At 64.8% G+C, this 21,702-nt stretch carries 19 protein-coding genes; 14 read left to right on the top strand and 5 right to left on the bottom strand.

Annotation, left to right across the window (positions count from 1 at the left end):
- Positions 1–75: 75 nt before the first annotated feature.
- A complete protein-coding gene (locus DLM85_RS16840; RefSeq protein ID WP_111479288.1) occupies positions 76–4,653 on the bottom strand; it encodes a translocation/assembly module TamB domain-containing protein in 4,578 nt (1,525 codons plus the stop codon).
- Positions 4,654–4,888: 235 nt separating this feature from the next.
- Here DLM85_RS16840 and tsaD point away from each other — a divergent pair, with 235 nt between their 5' ends.
- The 5 genes from tsaD to DLM85_RS16815 all read left to right on the top strand — a co-directional run bounded on the left by tsaD (position 4,889) and on the right by DLM85_RS16815 (position 9,325).
- Entirely contained in the window at positions 4,889–5,899 is a 1,011-nt protein-coding gene (tsaD, locus tag DLM85_RS16835) for a tRNA (adenosine(37)-N6)-threonylcarbamoyltransferase complex transferase subunit TsaD (RefSeq protein WP_111479287.1), read from the top strand.
- 623 nt (positions 5,900–6,522) lie between these two features.
- Positions 6,523–6,930, top strand: coding sequence for a thioesterase family protein (locus DLM85_RS16830; protein ID WP_111479286.1), 408 nt, complete (start codon positions 6,523–6,525; stop codon positions 6,928–6,930).
- Positions 6,931–7,015: 85 nt separating this feature from the next.
- Entirely contained in the window at positions 7,016–7,486 is a 471-nt protein-coding gene (gene smpB, locus DLM85_RS16825; RefSeq protein ID WP_111479285.1) for an SsrA-binding protein SmpB, read from the top strand.
- Positions 7,487–7,653: 167 nt separating this feature from the next.
- Positions 7,654–8,457, top strand: coding sequence for a C40 family peptidase (locus DLM85_RS16820; protein ID WP_243636005.1), 804 nt, complete (start codon positions 7,654–7,656; stop codon positions 8,455–8,457).
- 373 nt (positions 8,458–8,830) lie between these two features.
- Positions 8,831–9,325, top strand: coding sequence for an HNH endonuclease (locus DLM85_RS16815; protein ID WP_111479284.1), 495 nt, complete (start codon positions 8,831–8,833; stop codon positions 9,323–9,325).
- A 145-nt stretch (positions 9,326–9,470) separates the two neighbouring features.
- On the opposite strand, the gene DLM85_RS16810 is transcribed toward DLM85_RS16815, so the two are convergent.
- Positions 9,471–10,349, bottom strand: a complete 879-nt coding sequence (locus tag DLM85_RS16810) for an alpha/beta fold hydrolase (protein ID WP_111479283.1) — start codon at positions 10,347–10,349, stop codon at positions 9,471–9,473.
- A gap of 227 nt (positions 10,350–10,576) precedes the next feature.
- On the opposite strand from DLM85_RS16810, the gene DLM85_RS16805 reads away from it, so the two are divergent.
- Positions 10,577–11,800 (top strand): DUF3298 and DUF4163 domain-containing protein, encoded by a 1,224-nt coding sequence (locus tag DLM85_RS16805; RefSeq protein ID WP_111479282.1) that lies wholly within the window; start codon positions 10,577–10,579, stop codon positions 11,798–11,800.
- A gap of 108 nt (positions 11,801–11,908) precedes the next feature.
- Here the strand turns inward: DLM85_RS16805 and DLM85_RS16800 are convergent, their stop codons facing one another.
- Both DLM85_RS16800 and DLM85_RS25125 read right to left on the bottom strand, forming a co-directional pair.
- Positions 11,909–12,109: a helix-turn-helix transcriptional regulator gene (locus tag DLM85_RS16800; protein ID WP_111479281.1), complete on the bottom strand. Its 201-nt coding sequence runs from the start codon at positions 12,107–12,109 to the stop codon at positions 11,909–11,911.
- The gene (locus tag DLM85_RS25125; protein ID WP_133257114.1) at positions 12,099–12,572 is read right to left on the bottom strand and encodes a hypothetical protein; all 474 of its coding nucleotides are present in this window, start codon (positions 12,570–12,572) and stop codon (positions 12,099–12,101) included. Before DLM85_RS25125 ends, DLM85_RS16800 begins: the two co-directional genes overlap by 11 nt.
- A 223-nt stretch (positions 12,573–12,795) precedes the next feature.
- Here DLM85_RS25125 and DLM85_RS16790 point away from each other — a divergent pair, with 223 nt between their 5' ends.
- Positions 12,796–13,869, top strand: a complete 1,074-nt coding sequence (locus tag DLM85_RS16790; protein WP_111479279.1) for a fatty acid desaturase family protein — start codon at positions 12,796–12,798, stop codon at positions 13,867–13,869.
- A gap of 131 nt (positions 13,870–14,000) precedes the next feature.
- A complete protein-coding gene (locus tag DLM85_RS16785; protein WP_111479278.1) occupies positions 14,001–14,726 on the top strand; it encodes a nucleoside deaminase in 726 nt (241 codons plus the stop codon).
- A 3-nt stretch (positions 14,727–14,729) separates the two neighbouring features.
- Here DLM85_RS16785 and DLM85_RS16780 read toward each other — a convergent pair whose 3' ends face one another.
- Positions 14,730–16,271, bottom strand: a complete 1,542-nt coding sequence (locus tag DLM85_RS16780) for a hypothetical protein (RefSeq protein ID WP_111479277.1) — start codon at positions 16,269–16,271, stop codon at positions 14,730–14,732.
- A 439-nt stretch (positions 16,272–16,710) separates the two neighbouring features.
- Between DLM85_RS16780 and DLM85_RS16775 the strand changes: the two genes are divergently transcribed.
- From DLM85_RS16775 to DLM85_RS16750, 6 genes are all read left to right on the top strand, one after another.
- Complete coding sequence (locus DLM85_RS16775; protein WP_111479276.1) at positions 16,711–17,601, top strand: branched-chain amino acid transaminase; 891 nt, start codon at positions 16,711–16,713, stop codon at positions 17,599–17,601.
- 286 nt (positions 17,602–17,887) lie between these two features.
- Complete coding sequence (locus tag DLM85_RS25535; RefSeq protein WP_165822175.1) at positions 17,888–18,040, top strand: hypothetical protein; 153 nt, start codon at positions 17,888–17,890, stop codon at positions 18,038–18,040.
- Between the two features lie 423 nt (positions 18,041–18,463).
- The gene (locus tag DLM85_RS16765; RefSeq protein ID WP_111479274.1) at positions 18,464–18,724 is read left to right on the top strand and encodes a hypothetical protein; all 261 of its coding nucleotides are present in this window, start codon (positions 18,464–18,466) and stop codon (positions 18,722–18,724) included.
- A gap of 289 nt (positions 18,725–19,013) precedes the next feature.
- Positions 19,014–20,078 carry a fatty acid desaturase family protein gene (locus tag DLM85_RS16760; protein ID WP_111479273.1) on the top strand — a complete coding sequence of 355 codons (1,065 nt, stop codon included), beginning with the start codon at positions 19,014–19,016 and terminating at the stop codon, positions 20,076–20,078.
- Positions 20,079–20,227: 149 nt separating this feature from the next.
- The gene (locus DLM85_RS16755) at positions 20,228–21,037 is read left to right on the top strand and encodes a helix-turn-helix transcriptional regulator (protein WP_111479272.1); all 810 of its coding nucleotides are present in this window, start codon (positions 20,228–20,230) and stop codon (positions 21,035–21,037) included.
- Positions 21,038–21,113: 76 nt separating this feature from the next.
- Positions 21,114–21,692 (top strand): DUF1772 domain-containing protein, encoded by a 579-nt coding sequence (locus tag DLM85_RS16750; RefSeq protein WP_111479271.1) that lies wholly within the window; start codon positions 21,114–21,116, stop codon positions 21,690–21,692.
- Positions 21,693–21,702 lie beyond the last annotated feature (10 nt).

The following is a 21,702-nucleotide window of genomic DNA, read 5'->3' as shown; positions in this document are numbered from 1 at the left end:
TCTGACGGCGCGAAATGCGCCGTTTCGGCCTCCCGAACATCAAACTCACCACTTCACCATCTCACTACCTCACCGTCAGAGCGCCGTCCGCGGGTCGTCGTCGATGACGAGCTGCTCGCGGGCTTTGCGGCGGGCCTGTTCGCGGCGGCGCAGGCGCTTGCGGGCGAAAAGCTCGGTGAGGTTGTCGAACTGCTCGGTGTGCACCACCGAGAGGCCGGCGCGGGCCTGGTTCTGCACGCCGATGTCGCGCGGGGTGGTTTCGTAACGCAGCCGCACGCGGAACTTGCCGTCCTGGCGCAGGAAGTACTCCAGCCCGATGTCCCCGATCAGCGAGGTCTGGGTGGGGGTGGCGTTGGGCCCCACGCCCGTGGTGTTGTTGCTGCTGATGCCGCCGAAGCGCGTCACGCGCAGGCGGCCCTGCAGCAAGCTGTAGCTCAGGCGCACCTGCAGGTTGCGCAGCTCCTCCTGGGTTACGCCGTCGAGGTTGAAGGCAATTTCCAGGTTCTGGTCGATCTGCGAGGTGAGCAGGCCCAGCTGGGTGGAGAGAATCTGGCCCAGGCTGTTCTGCACGGCGTTGGTGCCGCTGGTCAGGGCCGCGTTGTTGAAGCCGCCGGGCTGGGTGAGCTGCCGGAACAGCAGCAGCGAAAACACCTGCCGGTTCAGCTCCTGCTCGTCGTTGCGGATGTTGGAGAGGAAAGAGGTCAGCGGGCCTTCCACCGAGGAGGGCGCGTCGTTGAATTCCAGCCCGAGCTGAATGCGCGGCAGCAGCATGTCGCCGGTCAGGTGCATCACGGCCGTCACGCTGGCGTACACGTTGCCGACCTCGGTATCGGCGCTGGTGGTGCCCAGGATGGGGGCCAGCGAGGTGCGCTGGGTGTAGGCCGCCGTCACGTCCATCTGGCCCTGCATCGGGTCGCCGTTGAAGGTGAGCGTGCCGCCGGGGCGCACCTGGAACTCCTTGTTGACCAGGCCCTCCAGGGTGAAGTTGTAGGCGCCGCGCACCACTTCCAGCTGCCCGTACATATTGAATTCGCCTCGGGTATCGATGTTCATGCGCAGCTGGCCCAGGGCCGAGCCGCGAATCACGTCGCCGGTGGTTTCGTCCAGAATCACCTCCATGTAGGCGTCGGGCGTCACGTCGAAGGTCGCGTTCAGGATGATGCCCGACAAGTCCACCGGGGGCTTGGCGGCGGCCTGGGCGGCCTGCACCGAGTCGGACAGGTTGCGGTTCACGAACTTGATGTAGCTGGCCTGCTGCACCGTGGTGGCGTTGTCGAGCGGGAGCGAGAGGCGGGTGCCCGACTCGCTGCGGGCCCGCACGTTGATGACCAGGTTGTCGACGGGGCCGGTAACGGAGGCGTCGCCGGTGGCGTAGGCCGTGCCGAAGTACATGTCGTTCTGGCGGCGGGTGGTGTTGAGCACCTGCATGCGCCGGAAATTGGCCTTCAGGGCCAGGCGCATGTCGTTGAAGCCGCGGTGGTAAATCGAGCCGTCGAGCGTGCCCTGGTTGCCGAGCACGTCGCGCAGCTTGATGTTGCGGAACACCATGCGGTCCTCGAAAAAGCGAATCTGGTCCTCGAAGGTGTAGGTCGTGTTCAGGTAGGCAAACGTGAGCTGGCCCTTCGTCACGTCGACGGCGCCGCGCAGCGACGGGGCCGAAAACGGCCCGGTCAGGCGCAGCGTGCCGCGGCCGGTGCCGCCGAGGTGGGTGAGCACGCCCGCCAGGAAGGGCTCGGCCAGCTTGATGGGCGCGTCGTTGAGCACGCCGGTCAGGTTCAGCTGGTCGTCGGGCGCGCCGGTGGGCGCGATGGTGCCGGCCACGCTCAGCACGTTCTGCCCGTCGCGCACCACCGAGAGGTTGGTGCCCAGGCGGTTGGCGGTGTTATCCCAGTTGGCCACGCCCGCCACGTTGCCGATGAGCGTGTTATCGAAAAACAGCGAATCCACCGTCAGGCGGGCGGCCGACACCAGTTGCCCGAACACCCCGCGCACGTCGCCGGTGGCATTCACGCGGCCGCGCATGTTCTGGTTGGTCAGCGGCGAGAGGGTGGCCAGCTCCAGGTCCTTCACTTCCAGGTGCAGGGTGCGCGTGGGGTCGTCGGATACCTCGCCGGTGGCCAGAATCAGCTGGCGGCCGTTGGAAAGCGAGAAGTTGGGCACCGTGATTTCGTGCCCGCCGCCGGCAATGACAATGGCGTTGTCCTGGGCAATGGTCCACTCGCGCCCGAGCAGGTTCACGCCCGACTGCCGGAACACGATCTGCACCGCGTTGGGCAGAAAATCCAGCGCCCCGTTGATCTGGGCGCGGTTGGTGGTGCCCGTCTGGGCCAGCGAGGAGGAAAAGTTGATTTTGTCCTGGTCCCACACGCCTTCCACGTAGAACTGCTCGGTGCGGCCCAGGCCCGGCAGGCGCTGCCGGGTGCTGGTCACGCTGGTCTGGGCCAGCACGTCGGGGGCGTAGGGCAGCTTGGAAGTCAGCAAATCGAAGCTCACCTGCTCGGCCCGGATGCTGTCGTACTGCACGGCCCGGGCCGTGCCGGTGAGCTGCAGAATAGACGTGGCCCCGTTGCGGAACGAGCCCTCCACGTGCGTCGAGTCGCTGATGCTGAGCTGGGGCACGAACACGTGCAGCAGCGGGTTGGGCCGCTTCAGGTCCAGCGTCAGGTTGATGTTGTAGTCGGGCGTGGCCTGGCGGCGCTTGCGGCGGTAGTAGGCCTCGGTGGCGCGGGCGTCGCCGGCGAAGTTCAGGCGGTATTCCTCGATGAGCTGCTCCACGTCGCGCAGCACCTGCGAAAACTGGTAGTTGCCGCGGGCCCGCAGGCGGAAGGCTTCCGAGCGCATGGCCAGCAGCCGCTCGCCCTCGCGGCGGGTGGCCAAGAGGTCGAGCGTGTCGAGGTGCACCGTGCGGCCCTGCACGGTCAGGCGGGTGTCGCGCAGGTGAATGCGGCCCAGCAGCTCGTCCAGCGTCAGGCCCTGGAAGCGCACGTCGGCCTGGGTGCTGAGCACGATGGGCTGGGTGGTGATGCCCAAGGCCCGCAGGTCGGCGCGGCGCACGTCGCCGATGAGGTCGAAGGCCTGGCGGCCGCGGCCCCAGTTCACGTTGCCCTCGCCCGTCATCTGCAGGTTCGGGTCGTTGATGCTGATGCGTCCGTCGAATTCCTGGCGGGTCACCCGGCCGTTGGTCACCTGGATGTTGCGGTAGCGGTAGCCCTTCACCCACACCGAGGCAATGTTGGCCGTGGCGTTGATGCGGGCCGCGTCAAGGTCGAAGCCCACGCCGGCGACTTTGCCGTTGACGGCCACGTCGCGGATCAGGCTTTCGTCGCCGAGCAGCTTGCCCAGCTGGAAGCCGGCCGTGCGCACGGTGCCCTCGTAGCTGGAGTTGCGCGGGTCGTTCTTGAACTTCAGGTTCACGTCGGCCGTCACGTTGCCGAGGCGGGTCTTGAAGTCGCCGTTGGCCACGAAGTCGTTGTAGAAGCCCAGAAACTGCCCGTTCAGGGTGACGGTGCCCAGGCGCTGGAAGTAGGGCCACACCGCGGCGGGCAGTATCGGCTTCAGGTCCTTGGGGTTGACCACGGTGCCCGGCCGCAGGCGCAGTTCGGCAAAGGTTTCCTGCCACTCCGGCAGGCCCTGGGCCGAGATGTTGCCGATGATGTGGGTGCCGCCGTTGCTGTAGCGCAGGTCGAGGTTTTTGGCCGCGAAGTCGCGCACGTATCCCTTGGCCTCGCCCGAAAGGGCAATCTGCTCGCCCCAGCCCCAGAGCTGCGGGGCGAAGAGGGCAATGTCGTCGGAATACACCCGGCTGGGCTTGAGCCGCGCCGTCACCTTCACCGAGTCGTTGAAGTCGGTGAAGTTCATGAAGTGCTTATAGTCGAAGCGCACATAGTCGGAGAGCTGGCTGCGGCCCACGCGCAGGTTCAGCTTCTCAAACTGCCAGAACTTGCTGGCGTAGGTCATATCGGCCGTCAGCTCGCGTAGGCGGGTTTTCGACGGAATATCGACGGCCCGCAGCCCGTCGACCTGGGCGTGAATCGTGTCGCCGCGAAACCAGATCTGCGAGAGGTCGGCGTACACGCTGTCGATGTACATGTGGGCATAGTCCATCGACTTGCCGTACTCCGGCACCCGCGGCTCGTCTTTGCGGTCGAGCACGAAGCGGGCATTGCGCAGGGCCACGCGCTCCACCTTGAAGTCGAAGGGCTTGCTGACCTTGGTGGTGTCCGGCTCGCCGAGCAGGCGCTTGAAGGCCGTCAGAAACTCGTCGAGGTTGGTTTCCTGGTTGGGCGAGTTCGGGTAGGTCACCAGCTCGAAGCGCGGCTCCGTGAGGGTAACTTTGCTGAGGTAAAGCTTGTTGGGCGAGAAAACGGAGAACGTGCTGACATCGGCCTCCAGCTCGCCGATGTAGAACAGGTTGCCGCCGCGCTTGTCGAGCACCTGCACCCGCTCCAGCACCACCTTGGTAAAGGGCCGAATGTCGACGCGCCCGATGCTGACGGGCTGCTGAAGCTTGTCGGAGAGGATTTCGGCCGCACGCTGGGCCACCGCCGTCTGCACCGCCGGCACGCGCAAGGCCAGCACGGCCGCCCCGAGCAGCAGCGCCAGCAGCAGCACGAGCCCGAGCAGGACCTTCAGGATGACCTTTATAACTTGCACGCTGGTTGGGGCGGAGGAAAAACGAGTCGGCGGCAATGAGCCCCGGCACGAAGACGTAAACGCCGCCGGGATGGATGCTTATACGCCCCGCCCCAACGGATATTCTGCAAAAAAAGCCAATTAGCGGTGAAATGGTGAGATGGTGAAATTGTGAGTGCCGTTCTACTTGCGCTATCTGCGCAATGCCGCGCCTCCCGAACATCAGCTTACCATCTCACCAGTTCACCATTTCACCATGGAGCACCCAATCATTCTGGCCATCGAGTCGTCGTGCGACGACACCGGGGCGGCCGTCATTGCCGGGGGCAATATTCTGGCCAACGTGGTGGCCTCCCAGCAGGTTCACGAGCAATTCGGCGGCGTCGTGCCCGAATTGGCCTCGCGCGCCCACCAGCAGCACATTCTGCCGGTGGTGCAGGCTGCCCTCACCAAAGCCGGTATCAACAAGGAAGACCTCGACGCGGTGGCCTTCACCCAGGGACCGGGGCTGCTGGGCTCCTTGCTGGTCGGCAGCATGTTCGCCAAGAGCTTCGCGCTGGCGCTGGGCAAGCCGCTGCTGGCCGTCAACCACATGCGGGCCCACATTCTGGCCCACTTCATCGAGGAGCCGCGCCCGGCCTTCCCCATTCTGTGCCTCACGGTGAGCGGCGGGCACACCCAGCTGGTCATCGTGCGCAGCCCCATGGAGATGGAAATCATCGGCCAGACCCAGGACGACGCCGCCGGCGAAGCCTTCGACAAGACGGCCAAGCTGCTGGGCCTGCCGTACCCCGGCGGCCCCCGTCTCGACAAGCTGGCCCAGCAGGGCGACCCGCTGCGCTTCCCGTTCCCGGTCAATCAGATGCCCGGCTACGACTTCAGCTTCAGCGGGGTGAAAACGGCCGTGATGTACTTCCTGCGCCAGCAGACCCAGCAGAACCCGAAGTTCATCGAGGAAAACCTCGCGGACCTCTGCGCCAGCATCCAGCACACCATCCTGCAGACGCTCATCCGCCAGCTGCGCCGCGCCGCCAAGGATTACGGCCTCTCGAACATTGCCATTGCCGGCGGCGTGGCGGCCAACTCCGGCCTGCGCGCCGAGCTGCAGCGCCTCTCGCAGGAGCTGGGCTGGCAGGTGTTCATCCCCGCCTTCCAATATTGCACAGACAACGCCGGTATGATTGCCATGACGGCGCACTTCCAGTACCAGAACGGGGATTTTGCCGACCAGCTGGCCAGCCCCGACCCGCGGCTGAAGCTGGTGTGACACGCTGGAAAAGACCGTCATGCTGAGCGAAGTCGAAGCATCTCTACCGCTTCGTTGCCAAGCTATGGATTGATTGAACCATTATTCACCAGTCAACTGAGCCGTGAAGCTTCACGTTGGGACAATGCTCTTTGCCATCTTCGTGGGAGAAAATTGTCTTGCTCAAACTGGTCAGAAGTCCTTTGACACCACGATTGGCATTTTGGGCAAATGGGTGCATCATAGTCTACCGAGTACAAGACTACCCGGCGCGTCTCGAAGAATACGATTGAGGAGAAGATCGTACGCACTCTATGTAATGTTTGTGCTGAAATAGACTTCAAGTCAGACTCGACAGCAGCAGTCAGGCCACATGGCTCTGATGCGGAGCCTGCAAGTGCTTTTCTGTGGAGCATAAAAGGCAATGCTGTTCAGATCCGCGACTTAGATAGCGGTGAAGCAAGCATAAGCCCTTTTACCACTGTTGATACACGATAGAGGCCAAAAATGCCGGTTCTTCGGTTCTTGAGGCTGAAGTAATCATGCTGACAGACAGAAAAGGAGTACGCCACATTTTGATTAAAACTGGGCAATAGCAACGAAGCGGTAGAGATGCTTCGACAAGCTCAGCATGACGCGCTAATATGCTCAACCCCTTCCGCCCCGGCGACCAGCAAACCCACCGCTACACCGTCGTGTCAGCCGACTTCGCCACGTTCGAGGCCGGCGGCGGGCTGGTGCATCCGGTGCTGAGCACCTTCGCCCTCACGCGTGAAATGGAGTGGGCCGGGCGCCTGTTTGTGCTGCAGATGCGCGAGGCAGGGGAGGAGGGCATCGGCACGATGGTGGAGGTGCAGCACCACGCCCCGGCCTTCGCGGGCGAAACCGTGGTGCTGACTGCTACCTTTGCCGCCCTGCACGGCCGCGAGCTGACCTGCGCCGTAGAAGCCCGGGTGGGCGCGCGGCTGGTGGCCACCGGCCGCACCAGCCAGCGCATCGTAGATAAAGCCAAGCTCGAAGCCCGCTTTGCCGCCCTGCGCGCCGCCAACTGAGCCCCGCCCCGTTATCTTACCCCGGGCAACGCCGGCCGCCCCGCCGCCCGCTGCCTTCTTTCCCCCGCGACTCCCGACCTGAATCATGGCTAAAGCCAAAGAAACCACCCCGCGCAGCATCAACATCCAGAACCGCCGGGCGGGCTACGAATACTCCTTCCTCATCAAATACACCGCCGGCATGGTGCTGGTGGGCACCGAAATCAAGAGCCTGCGCACCGGCAACGGCAACATCACCGACGGCTACTGCACCTTCGGGGCCGACGGCACCCTGTGGCTGCACGGCGTGACCATCGCCCAGTACACCCAGGGCACCTACAACAACCACGAGCCCACCCGCCCGCGCCAATTGCTGCTCACCAAAAAGGAAATGCGCCAGCTCGAAAACAAAAGCCAGGAGCAGGGCCTGACCATCGTGCCGCTGCGCATCTTCATCGGCGAGCGGGGCTTTGCCAAGGTGGAAATTGCCCTGGCCAAGGGCAAAAAGCTCTACGACAAGCGCGAAGACGTGAAAGCCCGCGACGCCAAGCGCGAGCTGGACCGGAATCAGTACTAGGTGAGATGGTGAAAGCGGGAAATGGGGCGTTTTCCGGCGGATGTTTGGCGGGCTGCGTTTTAAGCGGGAGCTTCGCGTAATTATTCAAGTCGTGAACGGGCCGAAACGCCTGATTTGCACGTGGTGAACGACAACTCACCATTTCACCATCTCACTATTTCACCGTCTTGGACCACGGAATTTGCGCCCTGAGCGTCGTGCCGGTGCGCGCCGAACCTTCGGATAAAGCCGAAATCGTTACCCAGCTGGTGTTCGGCGACTGTTACAGCGTGCTGCTCACCCAGGGCAACTGGCAGCAGATCCGCACCACGGCCGACAACTACGTGGGCTGGATGGACCCCAAGCAGCACCAGCCCGTATCGGCCGAATACCTGGCCGCCTGGCAAACCCAGGACCACCCGCGCAGCCTCGACGTGGTGCAGGTCGTCAGCCACGCCAAGGTGCGCGTGCCCATCACCTTGGGCGCCCGCCTGCCGTTTTTCGACGGCATGACCCTGCGCCTCGGCGACGACACGTACTTCTACAACGGGGCCGCCACCAACCCCGCCAACGGCCACGGCCTGCAGGGCCCCACCGACAAGCGCACCGCCCTGCTGCTCAAGGCCGGCCAGCTGTTCCTGAAGGCGCCCTACCTCTGGGGCGGGCGCACGCTCTTCGGCGTCGATTGCTCGGGCCTGATGCAGCAGCTCTACGGCCTTATCGGCGTGCAGCTCCCGCGCGACGCCCGCCAGCAGATCGACCACGGCCGCATCGTGCATTTCGTGTCGCAGACCCAGCCCGGCGACCTGGCCTTCTTCGACAACGCCGAGGGCAACATCATCCACGTGGGCATGCTGCTGGAAGATCAGCAGATTCTGCACGCCAGCGGGGAAGTCCGCATCGACCCGCTCGACCACAACGGCATCTACAACCGCCAGCGGCAGAAATACACCCACAAGCTGCGCCTGATCAAGCGCATCCTGCCGGAGTAGCGGCGGCTCACCCCACGGTCATTGCGAGGCGTAGCCGAAGCAAGCGTTGCTCCAGCAGCACCGCCGCTACAGCTGGCCCCAACCCAAGCCCGCCCCGCCCGAAACCAGCGCTACATGGTTTTGGGCGGGGCGGGTTTCGTTCCTGCAGGTTTGCGGTTGGGGCGTTGCAGCGGCGGCGCGTTGTACAGGACCGCTTGACGCCGGTTGATACGCGGAATGCCCTTTGTCCTCGCAACGCCGGCCGGGGTGGCCGCCAGGGCGGCCGCCCCGGCCGGCTTCCCGCTTTGAACCAAGGCCCTGGCTGCGTGGTTGCTAAATCAGCCGGAAACCCCTAGCTTACCGCTAGTTCCGGCTGCTTACCACCACCGCGCGTATGGATCAAAAAGTGCTTGTGCTCAATGGCGACTACACCGCTATTACCCTGTGCAGCGTACAGAAGGCCTTCGTGTTGCTTTACCTCGACAAAGCCGAGTTGATTGCCAATAAGGAGGGGGCTTTCCTGCGTACCGTCAGCATGGCGTACCCCAAACCCAGCATCATCAAGCTGCAGCGCTACGTGCGCGTGCCCTACAAGGGCATTGCCCTGAGCCGCCACAACATCATGAAGCGCGACGGGTTTCAGTGCCAGTATTGCGGCTCGACCAAGAACCTGACCCTCGACCACGTGCTGCCCCGCAGCCGCGGGGGCGACTCCAGCTGGGGCAACCTGCTCACGGCCTGCGCCCGCTGCAACCACTCCAAAGGCCACCGCACCCCCGAAGAGGCGGGCCTCATCGTCAGGCAGAAGCCCAGGAAACCCACCCTCTCGAGTTTTCTCAAGCTCAGTGCCGGCACCATCGACCAGACCTGGCACGCGTACCTAAACTGAAAAACCGGCGTAGCGGCAGCTGCTCCGGTTTTTTTATTGAGCAAGAGCTTGTGAAGGGCAAGAGGGTATGGGGGTAGGAGGGTCTGGGTTATTGCTCGGTAACTCAGACCCTCCTACCCCCATACCCTCTTGCCCTACAAACAGCCTACACCAGCGGCTCGCGCACCTGGTAGCGGTTGTCGCCGGCGGTGCCGCCGATGAAGTCCAGCAAATCCTGGGTCAGGCGGTCCTTGGCGGTGATGAACAGGCCGTGCGGCTCGCCGTCGTACTTGATATAGGTGGCCTGGGGCAGCAGCTCGGCCGTTTTGTCGCCGCTGGATTTGATGGGCACGGTCTGGTCGTCGGTGCCGTGGATGATGAGCGTGGGCACCTTGATGCTGCGCACGTCCTGGCGGAAATCGGTGCCGCTAAAGGCCTTGGCGCACTCCTCGGTGGCGTGCGGGGCGGCCGGCAGGCACAGCATCTGCATCCAGTCGAGCGTGGCCTGGCTGACGGGCTTGCTCACGACGCCCACGCCGTAAAACTGCTTGCCGAAGGTTTGCAGGAAGTCGGGGCGGTCCTTGCGCAGGCCCTCGATGATTTTGTCGAATTCCTTTTGCGGCACGCCGTCGGGGTTGTCGTCGGTTTTGAGCAGGAAGGGCGTCACGGCCGATACCAGGGCCACCCGGCTCACGCGGGCCCCGCCGTGGCGGCTCATGTAGCGGGCCACTTCGCCGCCGCCCATCGAAAAGCCCACCAGGGTCACGTTCTGCAGGTCGAGGCCGTCGAGGAGGGCTTTCAAATCGTCGGCCAGCACGTCGTAGTCGTAGCTGCCCCAGGGCTTGTCGGACTTGCCGAAGCCGCGCCGGTCGTAGGCAATGACGCGCTTGCCGTAGTGGGCCAGGCTGTGCGACTGATGCTCCCACATCTGGTGGTCGGCGGGCCAGCCGTGGATGAGCACCACCGGGTCGCCCTGCCCCCAGTCCTGGTAGAAAATGTTGATGTCGTTGCCTTGGGCGTCCTGGCCCGCTTTGATAAAGCTCATGGTGTGGTTGATTGTGGTTGGATTCGTCCAAGACATACTTGCAAAGCCCGACCGTGGTTTCGGCGTGGCGTACGTAGCAAAAGCGCCATATTGACCAATCAAGCCACCAATTCCGGTTAATCGGCGGTGAACGGACCCGCGCAGTCGATAAATATTTTGCGCGCCGCGCCGTATAGCCCGGTAGGAATGGCCGACGGGCGTTGGCCGTTTGCTTGCCACCCTTGCCTATGCGCCTTTCCCGCCCCGCCCTGCTGCTGGCCCTGCTGACCGCCTGCCACTCCCGGCAGAACGACACCGCCACCCCCGACCCGGCCGCGCCGCCCGCTGCGCCCCGCCCGGTCGCCGCCCCGGCCGATTCGCCCGGCGCCTGGTACCGGCAGTACCGCGGCCTGCTGCCCGGCTCTGCCGACAGCATCACGCTGCAGCTGCAGGCCTGGCCCCGCTTCACCAACGACTCGGAATCGGCCGGGGTGACGGGCAGCTACGCCGGCCCCGACGGGCAGCCCTTCGACCTCAACGGCGACTACGGCGTCCGCCACGCCCCCGATTCGCTGGTACTCATCGACTACAACCCCGAGCACGTGGCTGAAGGGGCGCCGGCCGGCCCGGTGTGGCGCCTGCGCCGGCAAGACCAGGAGCTGACGGGCACCGTGGGCGGCCGGCCCGTGCGCCTGCGCGAGGCCCGGCCGTTGGGCAGCCTGCAGCTGATTGCCCGGTTCTACGCCGACTCGGTGGCGGCCTTTCCGGGCCGGGCCAGCTCGCCCCACGCCCAGCTGCGCCTGCTGGCCCTGCAGCCCGTGGGGCTGGCCACCGGCCGGCTGCGCGACAACCTGCTGCGCCACCTGCGCGGCGACACCCTCGAAAACCAGCCGGCCCCCGCCCTGGACGCGCTGTGGCAGCAGCGCCTGGCCGCCTACACCAAGGACTACCGCCTCGACGCGGGGGAACGGCAGCGGGACATGGCCGGCGACTCGCTGCCCAGCTACGCCCTGCGCTACGACGAGCAACAGCTGATGCACGTGTACTGGAACCAGGCCCCGCTGCTGAGCATCGGCTACTTCAACTACGGCTACACCGGCGGCGCCCACGGCAGCTACGGCACCCGGGTGGTGAGCTACGACACGCGCACCGGCCGCCCGCTGCCCTACGAGGCCATCTTCCGGCCCGAAGCCCGGCCCCGGCTGGTAGCCCTGCTCGACCGGGCCGCCCGCCGGCAGCTGCGCCTCGCCCCGGATGCCCCGCTGGAAGGCCCGCTGTTTGTGCCGCACCTGCCGGCCACTCACAACGTGTATTTGACCAGCGGCGGGGCCGTGTTCGTGTACGCGCCCTACGAAATTGCCTCCTTTGCCCAGGGCGAAATCCGCCTGTTTTTGCCCTTCTCCGAGCTGCGCCCCCTGCTGCAGCCCGAGCTGCCCGTGGGCACCGCCGCCGATATGGCCGGCCCGCAGTAGCAACGGCCCCGCTGCTCGAACGGCCCCGCCGACCGGCAATGCCCCGGGCCGGTGGGGCCGTTTGGGCTGGCTGCGCAAAGGGGCCGCGCCGGGGAAATCGGCAGCGGTTTAGTCTTCCGCTTCCAGGATAAACAGCTCCTCCACCGGCTTGCCGAACAGCTGGGCCACCTTCAGCGCCAGCACCGTGGAGGGCACGTACTTGGCCTGCTCCATGGCGTTGACGGTCTGCCGGCTCACCCCGATGCGGCGGGCCACGTCTTCCTGCGTGAGGCCCAGGGCCACGCGGGCCAGTTTCAGCTTATTCAGCATAGCGGGCGGCGCGGCTGCTGCGAAACAGCACGTAGTGAAAACGCAGCAGAAACAGCACCAGCGGCGTGAACATGCTGTAGACCATCAGGTTGAGAAAAAGAAACTCGTAGGTGAGCAGCAGGGCCAGGATGAGCAGCCCGTAGTTGACGTACACGGCCCACAGCAACGAATCGAGGCGCAGGCGCATAATGAACTCGTCCTCGTGCTGTTCACGGGAGCAGGCGGCCAGCAAGGCGCCGATAATGCACAGAACCCCGCTGATTTCGGGGAGAAAATTGTGCGGGGTCGGGGTGCCGTCCTTGCCCAGCACCGGATGCGGCAGCACAAACGCTGGCAGCTCGAAGCTCAACCAGGAGGGGTGCCACTCGAAGTTCCACGCCAGCAGGCCCAGCACGGCCCCGGTGGCGAAAAGCACCCAGCCCACGGCCTTGTAGCGGTGCGGAAACAGAAAACGGGTATGCATAGCAGGGAGGGATTAAGTACGCTGCAATTGTAAAGTATTCTTGACATAAAGTAAAGCTTGCTTGACAAAATAATTGCGGGCCAACCGGGCCGGGCGGAACGACTTAAGCCGCGCCCGTGTCTAAACTGGCCTGGGGACCCGGTCCGGCCCGATTTCCGGCCGGCCGGCCGCGAAGCGGGCTTTGCCCCCTACCTTTGCGCCCCGATACCCTTTACCCACCCGCATGTCCGTACCCAAGTTCGCCGCCGTCCGGCAGAAGGAATCCTTTCACTACGAGCTGAAGCGCCGCGTCAACGAGTACTTCGAGCAGGCCGGCAAGGCCCCGACCGGCAACGCCACGCTCTTCACCAAAGCGGCCCTGCTCACCAGCGCGCTGCTGTTTCTTTACATCCACCTCGTGTTCTTCACGCCGCCCACCGCCTGGGCCATCGTGGAGTGCGTGCTGATGGGTGGGGTAGGGGCGGCCATCGGCTTCAACGTGATGCACGACGGGTCGCACGGCTCCTTCTCCAAGTACGCGTGGCTGAACCAGACCGCGGCCTTCACCCTGAACGTGTTCGGCGGCAACAGCTTTATGTGGAACATGAAGCACAACCTGATCCACCACATGTACACCAACATCGACGGGGTGGACGACGACATCGACGCCCAGCCCTGGCTGCGCCTGAGCGAGACGCAGCCGCGCCGCGCCCTGCACCGCTACCAGCACCTGTACTTCTGGTTTCTGTACGCGCTGTTCTACCTGGCCTGGGTGGTGATGATGGACTACCAGAAATACTTCAAGGGCGCCATCGGCTCGGTGCCGCTCAAGAAAATGACCTGGCGCGACCAGCTCACGTTCTGGGGCTTCAAAGTGCTGTACCTGGCCCTGTTCGTGGCCCTGCCGATTTACATGGTCGGGCTCGGGGCCTGGGTGGTCGGCTTCCTGATCTTTGCCGCCGTGGCCGGCTTCTCGCTGAGCCTGGTGTTTCAGCTGGCCCACACCGTGGAGCCCGCCACCTTCCCCGTGCCCGACAAGGAAACCTACAGCCTGGAGGACGAGTGGGCCGTGCACCAGCTCAAGACCACGGCCAACTTCGCCACCAACAACAAGGTGGTGACCTGGCTGCTGGGCGGGCTGAACTTCCAGGTGGAGCACCACCTGTTTCCCAAGATTTCGCACGTGCATTACCCGGCCATCAACCAGATCATCAAGCAGGCCTGCCAGGAATTCGACGTGGTTTACAACGAATTCCCGCGCATGCGCTCGGCCGTGCTGTCGCACGTGCTGTTTCTGCGCCAGCTGGGCCGCGCCTGATACGGGCACCGCGCCGCGCCTATCTTTGAAGGGCCGCTGCCTCCGGGTGGCGGCCCTTGTCCGTTGTCGCTACCTGGAAAAAAGCCCAGCCCGCCGCCCAACTGCCGCCGGCCCGGCTATCTGCTTCGCTGATGCTGCTCCCCGTTTTCTCCCTGCTGGCCGAACTGGCTGCGCCGGCCGCCCCGCCGGCCCTTGCGCAGCAGCGCGAGCGGGACCAGCTGTACGCCTGGCTGGCCTACGCCGTGGTGTATCAGGACTGGCAAACCACTGCCCAGCCCGACTCCAGCCGGGGCTTCAACATCGGCTCGGTGCTGGTGAATGCCGACGGCTACGTGGTGCACTGGGGGCGCAACTGCGTGAATGCCACCCGCAACCAGACCCAGCACGGCGAGGTGCGGCTGATCCAGAGCTACCTGCAGCGCACCCGGCAGCGGGCCCTGTCGGGCTACACCATCTACACCACGCTGGAGCCCTGCGCCATGTGCTCGGGCATGATGACGCTCACCCAGGTCACGCGCACCGTGTTCGGTCAGCGCGACCCGGACTACGGCGACGCCCTGCAGCGCCTGCAGCTCGATTCGCGCGCCTGCGGCCCCGGCCACTACGCCCCATACCCGCGCGCCGTGCAGGTCAGCCAGGCCCCCGACGCCGTATCCTGCGCCCTCGACTCGGCCTACGCCCGGCACCGCCCCGCGCGCATCGTGCCGTTTCTGGCCCGGCCCGCCGCGCGCGCCCTCTACGCCCGGGCGGCGGCGCAGCTGGCCCGCTACACGGCGCAGCATCCCGAAAACCAGGTGCGGCTCGACAGCGCCCGGCGCTTTCTGGCCCGCCTGCCCCGCACGGAAGACCTGCGCTGACGCTTACTTCAGCCCGGCAAACTTGCGCTGCATGACCTGCTCCACCGGCAGGTCCTCAATCTTGCTTTCCAGCCAGGAAATAATGTCGAGGTAGAGGAAGGGGCGCCGCTCGTAAGGGTTGGCGGATATGGCCAGCAGGCGGTTTTTCAGGTCGATAAAGGCTGCCTTGAGCTGCGGCGGGGTGAGCTGGCCCACGGTGCGCAGAAAGCGGAAAATCTCAATCTGCATCTGCTGCTGCTCGTTCAGCCTGCCCAGAAAGCGGTACACCGAGCGGATCTGGTAGTCCAGCATTTCATCTTCGCCGGCCTCGTAGTGCGCAATCAGGTTCAGGATGCGCGCAAAGCACTGAATGTCCTCGCGCAGGGTCACGTCGCGGTACTGAATAATGCGGTTCAGGTACTCGATGGCCCGGTGGAAGTGCCCGCTGCCGAAGTACAGGCTGGCAATTTTGTAGTAGAACACCAGTCGGCGGTGCAAGTCGAGCTGGGGCTGGAAAAGCACCAGCTTCTCCAGCAGCGCGGGCATCAGCCCCAGGCCCGCCGTGAAGCGCCCTTCCAGAAATACCGCGTTGATTTTGTGGGTGTAGATGTACTGAAACAGGAGCACCTCCAGGTTGGGCGTGGGGCGGCTGAGCGCGGCGGCAAACTGCTCCAGACGGGCCAGCACGGCCACGAACCGGCTGTAGTACAGTAGGTTGTAGAGCGCCGCCAGCAGGTTGTGCAGGCCCTTGACGTAGAGCATGGCCTGCTGCTGCTGCATGTCCGGGGCCTGCTCGAATAAATCCACCCACTTCTGCGCGTAGCGGTAGCAGGCCCGGAAATCCTGGGTGATGGTGTAATACCACACGTGGGCCTGGTAGTAGTACAGCCGCTCGAAAAAGCCGCCCCGGCTCACGTCGACGCCCGCCAGCGCGGCCCGAAACCGGGCGCTGATGCCCTGCGCATCGGCCTGGCTGCGGGCGTGGCCTACGCGCAGGTAGAGGCCGTACATGCCCAGGGCCACGTTGGAAAGCTGGTGCTGCTGCGCCACCTGCTGTACGGCGGCCCGCGCTTCGGCCGCCAGCGCCTCGGCCCGGCCGCGCAGGCTGCGCGTGATATACTGGGCCTCGATCAGCTTCTCGAAATCCAGCGCCGCCAGGGCCACGTGGGGCAGCTGCAGCTGCCGGGCCTGCTGCTTGGTTTTGTCGAGCATGCGCAGGGCCTGCTGGTAGAAGCCCTTGTTGTAGAGCACGCGGGCGTAGTCGAGCTGCTCGTGGAGCTGAATGTCCACGTTCTGGCCGGCGTGGTACGCGCGCAGGCTGCCGAGCAGCTGCCGGTACAGGTTAGCCTTGAGGTTGGCCAGCTGCACCTTCCGGATGGCGGGCACCTGCCGCAGAATCCGCTCCTCGTCGTAGGCCGGCAGCCCGTCGAGGGCGTCGAACAGCCGCAGAAACTTCAGGTCCTCGGCGGCACCCTGGTGGCCGCTGAACAGGCGAAAGTGCCGCTTCTCGGAGCGCGTAAGCGACTTTACCAGCTGAAATACGGGGTCGGTGCTGCCGTTGGGCATTGTAGCGGGGTTGTGGGCAAGGCCCTGGTCGTAAGAGGGTTAGTGTGCGCCGCGGCCGGGATGGAGATAGTAGCGGTGCCCAAAAGCCGTTTGGGTTGCGGGCCCGCGCGGCCGTAGTTGCGCACGGCTTTCGGGTAGGCTTGCCAACCAGCCCGGGCCGGCCAACTGCTTCATGCTGACGCCACTGTGCCCGGCGGCCACCGCCACCCGGGCGGCGCAAGCTAAGGAGGAAGCCGGCCCGGTCGGCTGCCCGGCCGCCGGAAAATAACGCGCCACCGGTTGCCCGCCGCCGGGGCGCCGCTCACTGCCCCGGGCTTCCCTCGTTGCGCGGCGCGCCAGGCCACCCGCGCGGGTGGTTTGCCCGGCTGCGTTGGCCTTTCGATGCTCCGGCGTCGGGAGGTTTTTTGTTGGGTTCTGCCCGCCCTTTTCGCTCTGTTCGATGTACTTCACCAGCCACACCGTCGCCTTTCTCGACGGCGAGTTTATCCCGGCCGAGCAGGCCACCGTCGGCGCCTACGCCCAGTCGCTGCACTACGGCTACGCCGTGTTCGAGGGCATCCGGGCCTACCACACGCCGGCGGGCACCCGCATTTTCAAGCCGCGGGAGCATTTCGAGCGGTTTCACTACTCCTGCCAGGCCATCGGGCTGCCGCTCAGCTATTCGGTGGAGGAGCTGACCGAAATCAGCTACCGGCTGCTGGAGCTGAACCAGCTGCAGGACGCCTACATCCGCCCGCTGGCCTTTGCCGGCGCGCCCAACATGAGCCTGAAGTGCCCGCCCGCCGGCAACCTGCTGATGGCCGTATGGGACTGGGGCAAGTACCTCGGCGACCAGTCGCTGCGCCTCACCATCTCGCCCTACGAGCGGCCCAACCCCAAGGCCGTGCCCATCGAGGCCAAGGTGGCGGGGCACTACGCCAACTCCATCATTGCCAGCACCGAGGCCAAAAGCCGCGGCTTCGACGAGGCCCTGCTGCTCGATATGCACGGCAACGTGGCCGAGGGACCGGGCGCCAACTTCTTCTTTGAGCGCGACGGGGAGCTGTTTACGCCGCCCGCCGGCAGCATCCTGCGCGGCATCACCCGCAACACCATCATCGACCTGGCCCGCGAAGCCGGCATCCGCGTGACGGAAACCTTTTTCCGCCCCGAGGAGCTGCGCACGGCCACCGGCGCCTTCATGACGGGCACCGCCGCCGAGGTAGTCGGCGTGGCCGCCATCGACGACCTGGTGTTCGACACGCCCTTCGCCGATACCCTGGGGGCCGCCCTGGCCCGCCGCTACACCGCGCTGGTGACGGGACAGGCCGTGCCGGCCGAGCCGGTATAGCGCCGCGTAGCGCGGGCTACGGCTGCCGACGGTTCAGCCCGCGCCCGTCCGTCCGCAATCAAGCTGCGCAGGTAGGTTGGCAGCGCAGTGTCACCAGGTGGCCGGGCAGGACAAGCGGCTGTACCCGGAAAATATCGGCCCTGGACCTGAACACGATTATCGGAGGCTGAAACGGGGGAAAAGGCGGGCTGCCGGTGGACTGCGCGTCGTGAAGACGCGGGCCCGCCGGCAGTGTTGCGTGATACGCCGCTGCGTCGTTGCCTTAGGCTCAACCCTCGCGGCCCCTATGCTCACACTCACCCCGGGCCAGCGCAAGCGCAACACCATCATTTTATGGTCGCCGTTTTTGGTGTTGCTGCTGTTGGGCCCTATTTGGATAGCAGCGCCTTTTGTTCTGAGTACCTGGCTGTGGTATGGGCATGCCGATTGGCTGCGCTAGCCGCTCAAGAAAACCCTGCTCTACAATGCCGGCCTGGGCCTTGTTGCCAACTTCTCGGTAGTAGCCCTGGATTTTATCGTCGGCAGCTCCGCGGAGCAACACGGCGTGGGCCTCCTGCCCCGGGTATTCTTATTCAACTTCGTTCTTGTCCTAATCAAAAACCTTGACTTGGTCGTCCGCAACCGGAAGCAGCAAGGACTGATCGGGCCCCGGTTGTACGTAGTCGGGTCGATGGCCGCAATGGGGCTCGGCAGCATAGGACTTCACCAGGCTTTGCTGTGGCGGCAGGCGCTTTAGGCTTCATCGGCCTGAACCAGGTTTGGGGCCCTTGCCTGGCAGCTGGACAATAACCGTCTGACGTCAGGGCAGTATTGGAAGGGGTAAGCCGCACGCCCGGTTTGGTTACGCTACTCACTCCCCGCCATGACTACCCCCGAGTCCACCGCCAACAACACCCAGCTCGTTCGCTACCACCTCGCCCTGCCCGCCATGACCAACGACGCCAGTCTGGTAACGGTGCGGACGCTGCTGCAGCAGCACCAGCTGCTCGTCGACCGCGTGGCGCCCGGCGAGGCCGTGGTGGCTTCAGCTACCGGCGCCGAGCCGGAGTGGCCCGCCGTCAAAGAGGCGCTGCAGGCAGCGGGTTTTCCCATAACCCACACGACCACGGTTGACGAAGGGTAGCCAGCCGGGCTGAAGCCGGCGTGACACTTTGCCGCGGCAGGTTGGATTTGCTCCGGGGTGCTAAAAAATACTTGCAGGGGATAAACCGGGCTGAAAGGCCGGGCTGGCACCTTTTCGGGCAGCGGCGCTCCGGTCGGCCCGGGCCGCTGAACCAGACCACCTACCGCGCCGTTGGAATAAGTGTAACTCGCGGCAGAAACGCTGCCGCTGGAGCTGCTACCTATCGTCGGAGGGGTTCTTCGGCCCGGCTTCGGCGCTTCACGGCCCCGGGGCGCATCATCCTTGCCGAATGTCACTCCCCAAATTCGCCGCCTCGCGGTCCTTCCACGCCGAGCTTAAACGCCGCATCAGCCTCCATTTCGAAGAAACGGGCAAATCCACCGCCGGCAGCTCGGGCCTGCTTTCCAAGGCCGTGCTGCTGCTGCTGGGCGCCGCCGCGCTATACGTGCACCTGGTGTTCTTCACTCCGCCCGTGGTCTTTGCCCTGCTCGAAGCCGTGCTGCTCGGCGGCTTTATTGCCGCCATCGGCTTCAACGTGATGCACGACGGGGCCCACGGCTCCTTTTCGCGCCACAAGTGGCTGAACCACTTTGCTGCCTTCACCCTGAACGTGCTCGGCGGCTCGTCCTTTATGTGGAACATGAAGCACAACGTGGTGCATCACGCCTACACCAACATCGACGGCATCGACGACGACATCGACGTGCAGCCCTGGATGCGCCTGAGCACCACCCAGAAGCGCTACCGTCTGCACCGCTTTCAGCACCTGTACTTCTGGTTCCTGTACTGCATGCTCTACATCTCCTGGATTTTCGTGATGGACTACCAGAAGTACTTCAAGCAGAAAATTGGGAGCGTGGAGCTGAAGAAAATGGCCCTGAGCGACCATCTGGTGTTTTGGGGCTTCAAGGTGCTGAACCTGGTGACGTACGTGGCCCTGCCCATTTACATGCTCGGCTTTCTGCCCTGGCTGGTGGGCTTTGCCACCGTTACCTGCGTGGCCGGCTTCGTGCTGAGTTTGGTGTTTCAGCTGGCCCACACTGTGGAGCACACCGCCTTCCCCATGCCCAACGAGGCCACCTCCAAGATGGACGACGAGTGGGCCATTCACCAGATCAAGACCACGGCCAACTTCGCCACCCAGAACCGCGTCATCAGCTGGCTGGTGGGCGGGCTGAACTTCCAGGTGGAGCACCACCTGTTTCCCAAGATTTCGCACGTGCATTACCCGGCCATCAACAAGATTATCAAGCAGGTGTGCCAGGAATTCGACGTGGCCTACAACGAGTTTCCGCGCATGCGCTCGGCCGTGTTGTCGCACGTGCTGTTCCTGCGGCAGATGGGCCGGGCGTAACCGGTCAGCTTGCTGGGTTTTCAAACGGCCGGCGCCTGCGTCGGCCGTTTTTTTGTGCCGGCCCGTCACATGGTTATGTGGTAGTTTGTGAAGCTCGATTTGGGTTATTTTGTAGTAAGCGCCGGCCCCGACGCTGCCCGCCCGATGCTATGGAGCACGCCTACCACCTGCCGCCCGATTCCCCGCTGCACGACGCGCTGCGCTACTGCTGGCAGCTGGAGCGGCAGGCCGCGGCCCGGGCCCACGAAACCATCATTCCCAAGGGCCTGGTCGAGGTCATCTTTAACCTCAACGACCAGGAGCCGGTGACGGCCCGCATCGACGCGCGGGCCTTTCAGCTGCCGCGCTGCTTTCTGAGCGGCTTCCACTCGGTGCCCGTCCAGACCTGGATGCCCCGGCGGCACACCCTGTTCGGCATGGTGCTGAACCCCACCGCCGCGGTGAGCCTTTTCCGCCTGGGAGCCGCCGATTTCGTGAATCAGTGCCTGGACCTGACGCTGGTTCACGCCCCGCTGCTGGAGCTGTGGGAGCAGCTGATGGCGCCGGCCAGCTTTGCCGAACGGGTAACGCTGGTGCAGCGCTGGCTGCTGCCGCGCCGGCCCGCCCTCACGGCTCAGGAGCGGCTGCTGAACCAGTACCTGAGCAGCCCCGCCGCCCCGGCCCTGACGGTGCCCGCCCTGGCCGACCAGCTTTGTTACTCACCGCGCCACCTCTCGCGCCGGCTGCAGGCCCTGACGGGCATGAACGCCGAGCAGACCCTGCTTTACCAGAAATACCGGCAGGCCATCGAGCTGATGCACCGCCCCGAACTCTCGCTGACGGAAATTGCCCACGCCTGCCAGTTCACCGACCAGGCTCACTTCAGCAAGACCTTCCGCAGCTTCGCCCACCTCGCGCCCCGCGAGTACCGCCGCCGCAAAAGCCATTTGCCGGGCCACCTGTTCGCCGACGTGATGTAAGATGTCCGTTACGTACAAGTAGCCAGCCGGCGGGTGCCAGACCTTTGGGGTACATCAACCAACTCCCACAAAGGCTATGAAAACCACTCCCGCCCCGTCCCTGCGCCGCCGCCTGGGCTACACCCTCTTCTCGCTGGCATTCATCAGCTGCGGCGCCGTGCTGGGCGGCAGCCTCTACCAGCTGATTGCCGAAGTGCCCAACTGGTCGACCAACCCCGCCCAGGAGCTGCAGGCCTACCAGCAGTTTTTCCGCGTCTCACACGCCGGCTACTTCTTTCAGGCGCTGATGCCGCTCACCATCCTGAGCCTGGGGGCCGCCACCGCGCTGCTCTGGAACCAGGGGGCGGCCGTGCGCCGCTTGCTGCTGCTGGTGCTGGCGGGCCTGGTGCTGAACGAGGTCTTCACCCTCGTCTACTTCATGCCCCGCAACCTAGTGTTGTTCGTTCCCTCCCCGAACGGCGTCGACGCTGAGACAGTGACGACCATGGCCCGCGAGTGGCAAATGGCCAATTACCCGCGCCTGGCCATTACGGTGGGCATTATCCTGGGCTTCCTGCGCACGCACCGCCTGCTCAGCGCCCCAACTCAGCCTGCCACCGAAACGCCCGCCAAGACTTGGTCGGCCGCCGAGCTGCGCCCCGAACTCAGTCATTAACCTGCTGTCA

This window comes from Hymenobacter edaphi, assembly GCF_003258365.1.
Classification (GTDB): domain Bacteria; phylum Bacteroidota; class Bacteroidia; order Cytophagales; family Hymenobacteraceae; genus Solirubrum; species Solirubrum edaphi.
Note: the sequence above shows the minus strand (reverse complement) of the source record. Positions and strands in the feature narration are given on the sequence as shown.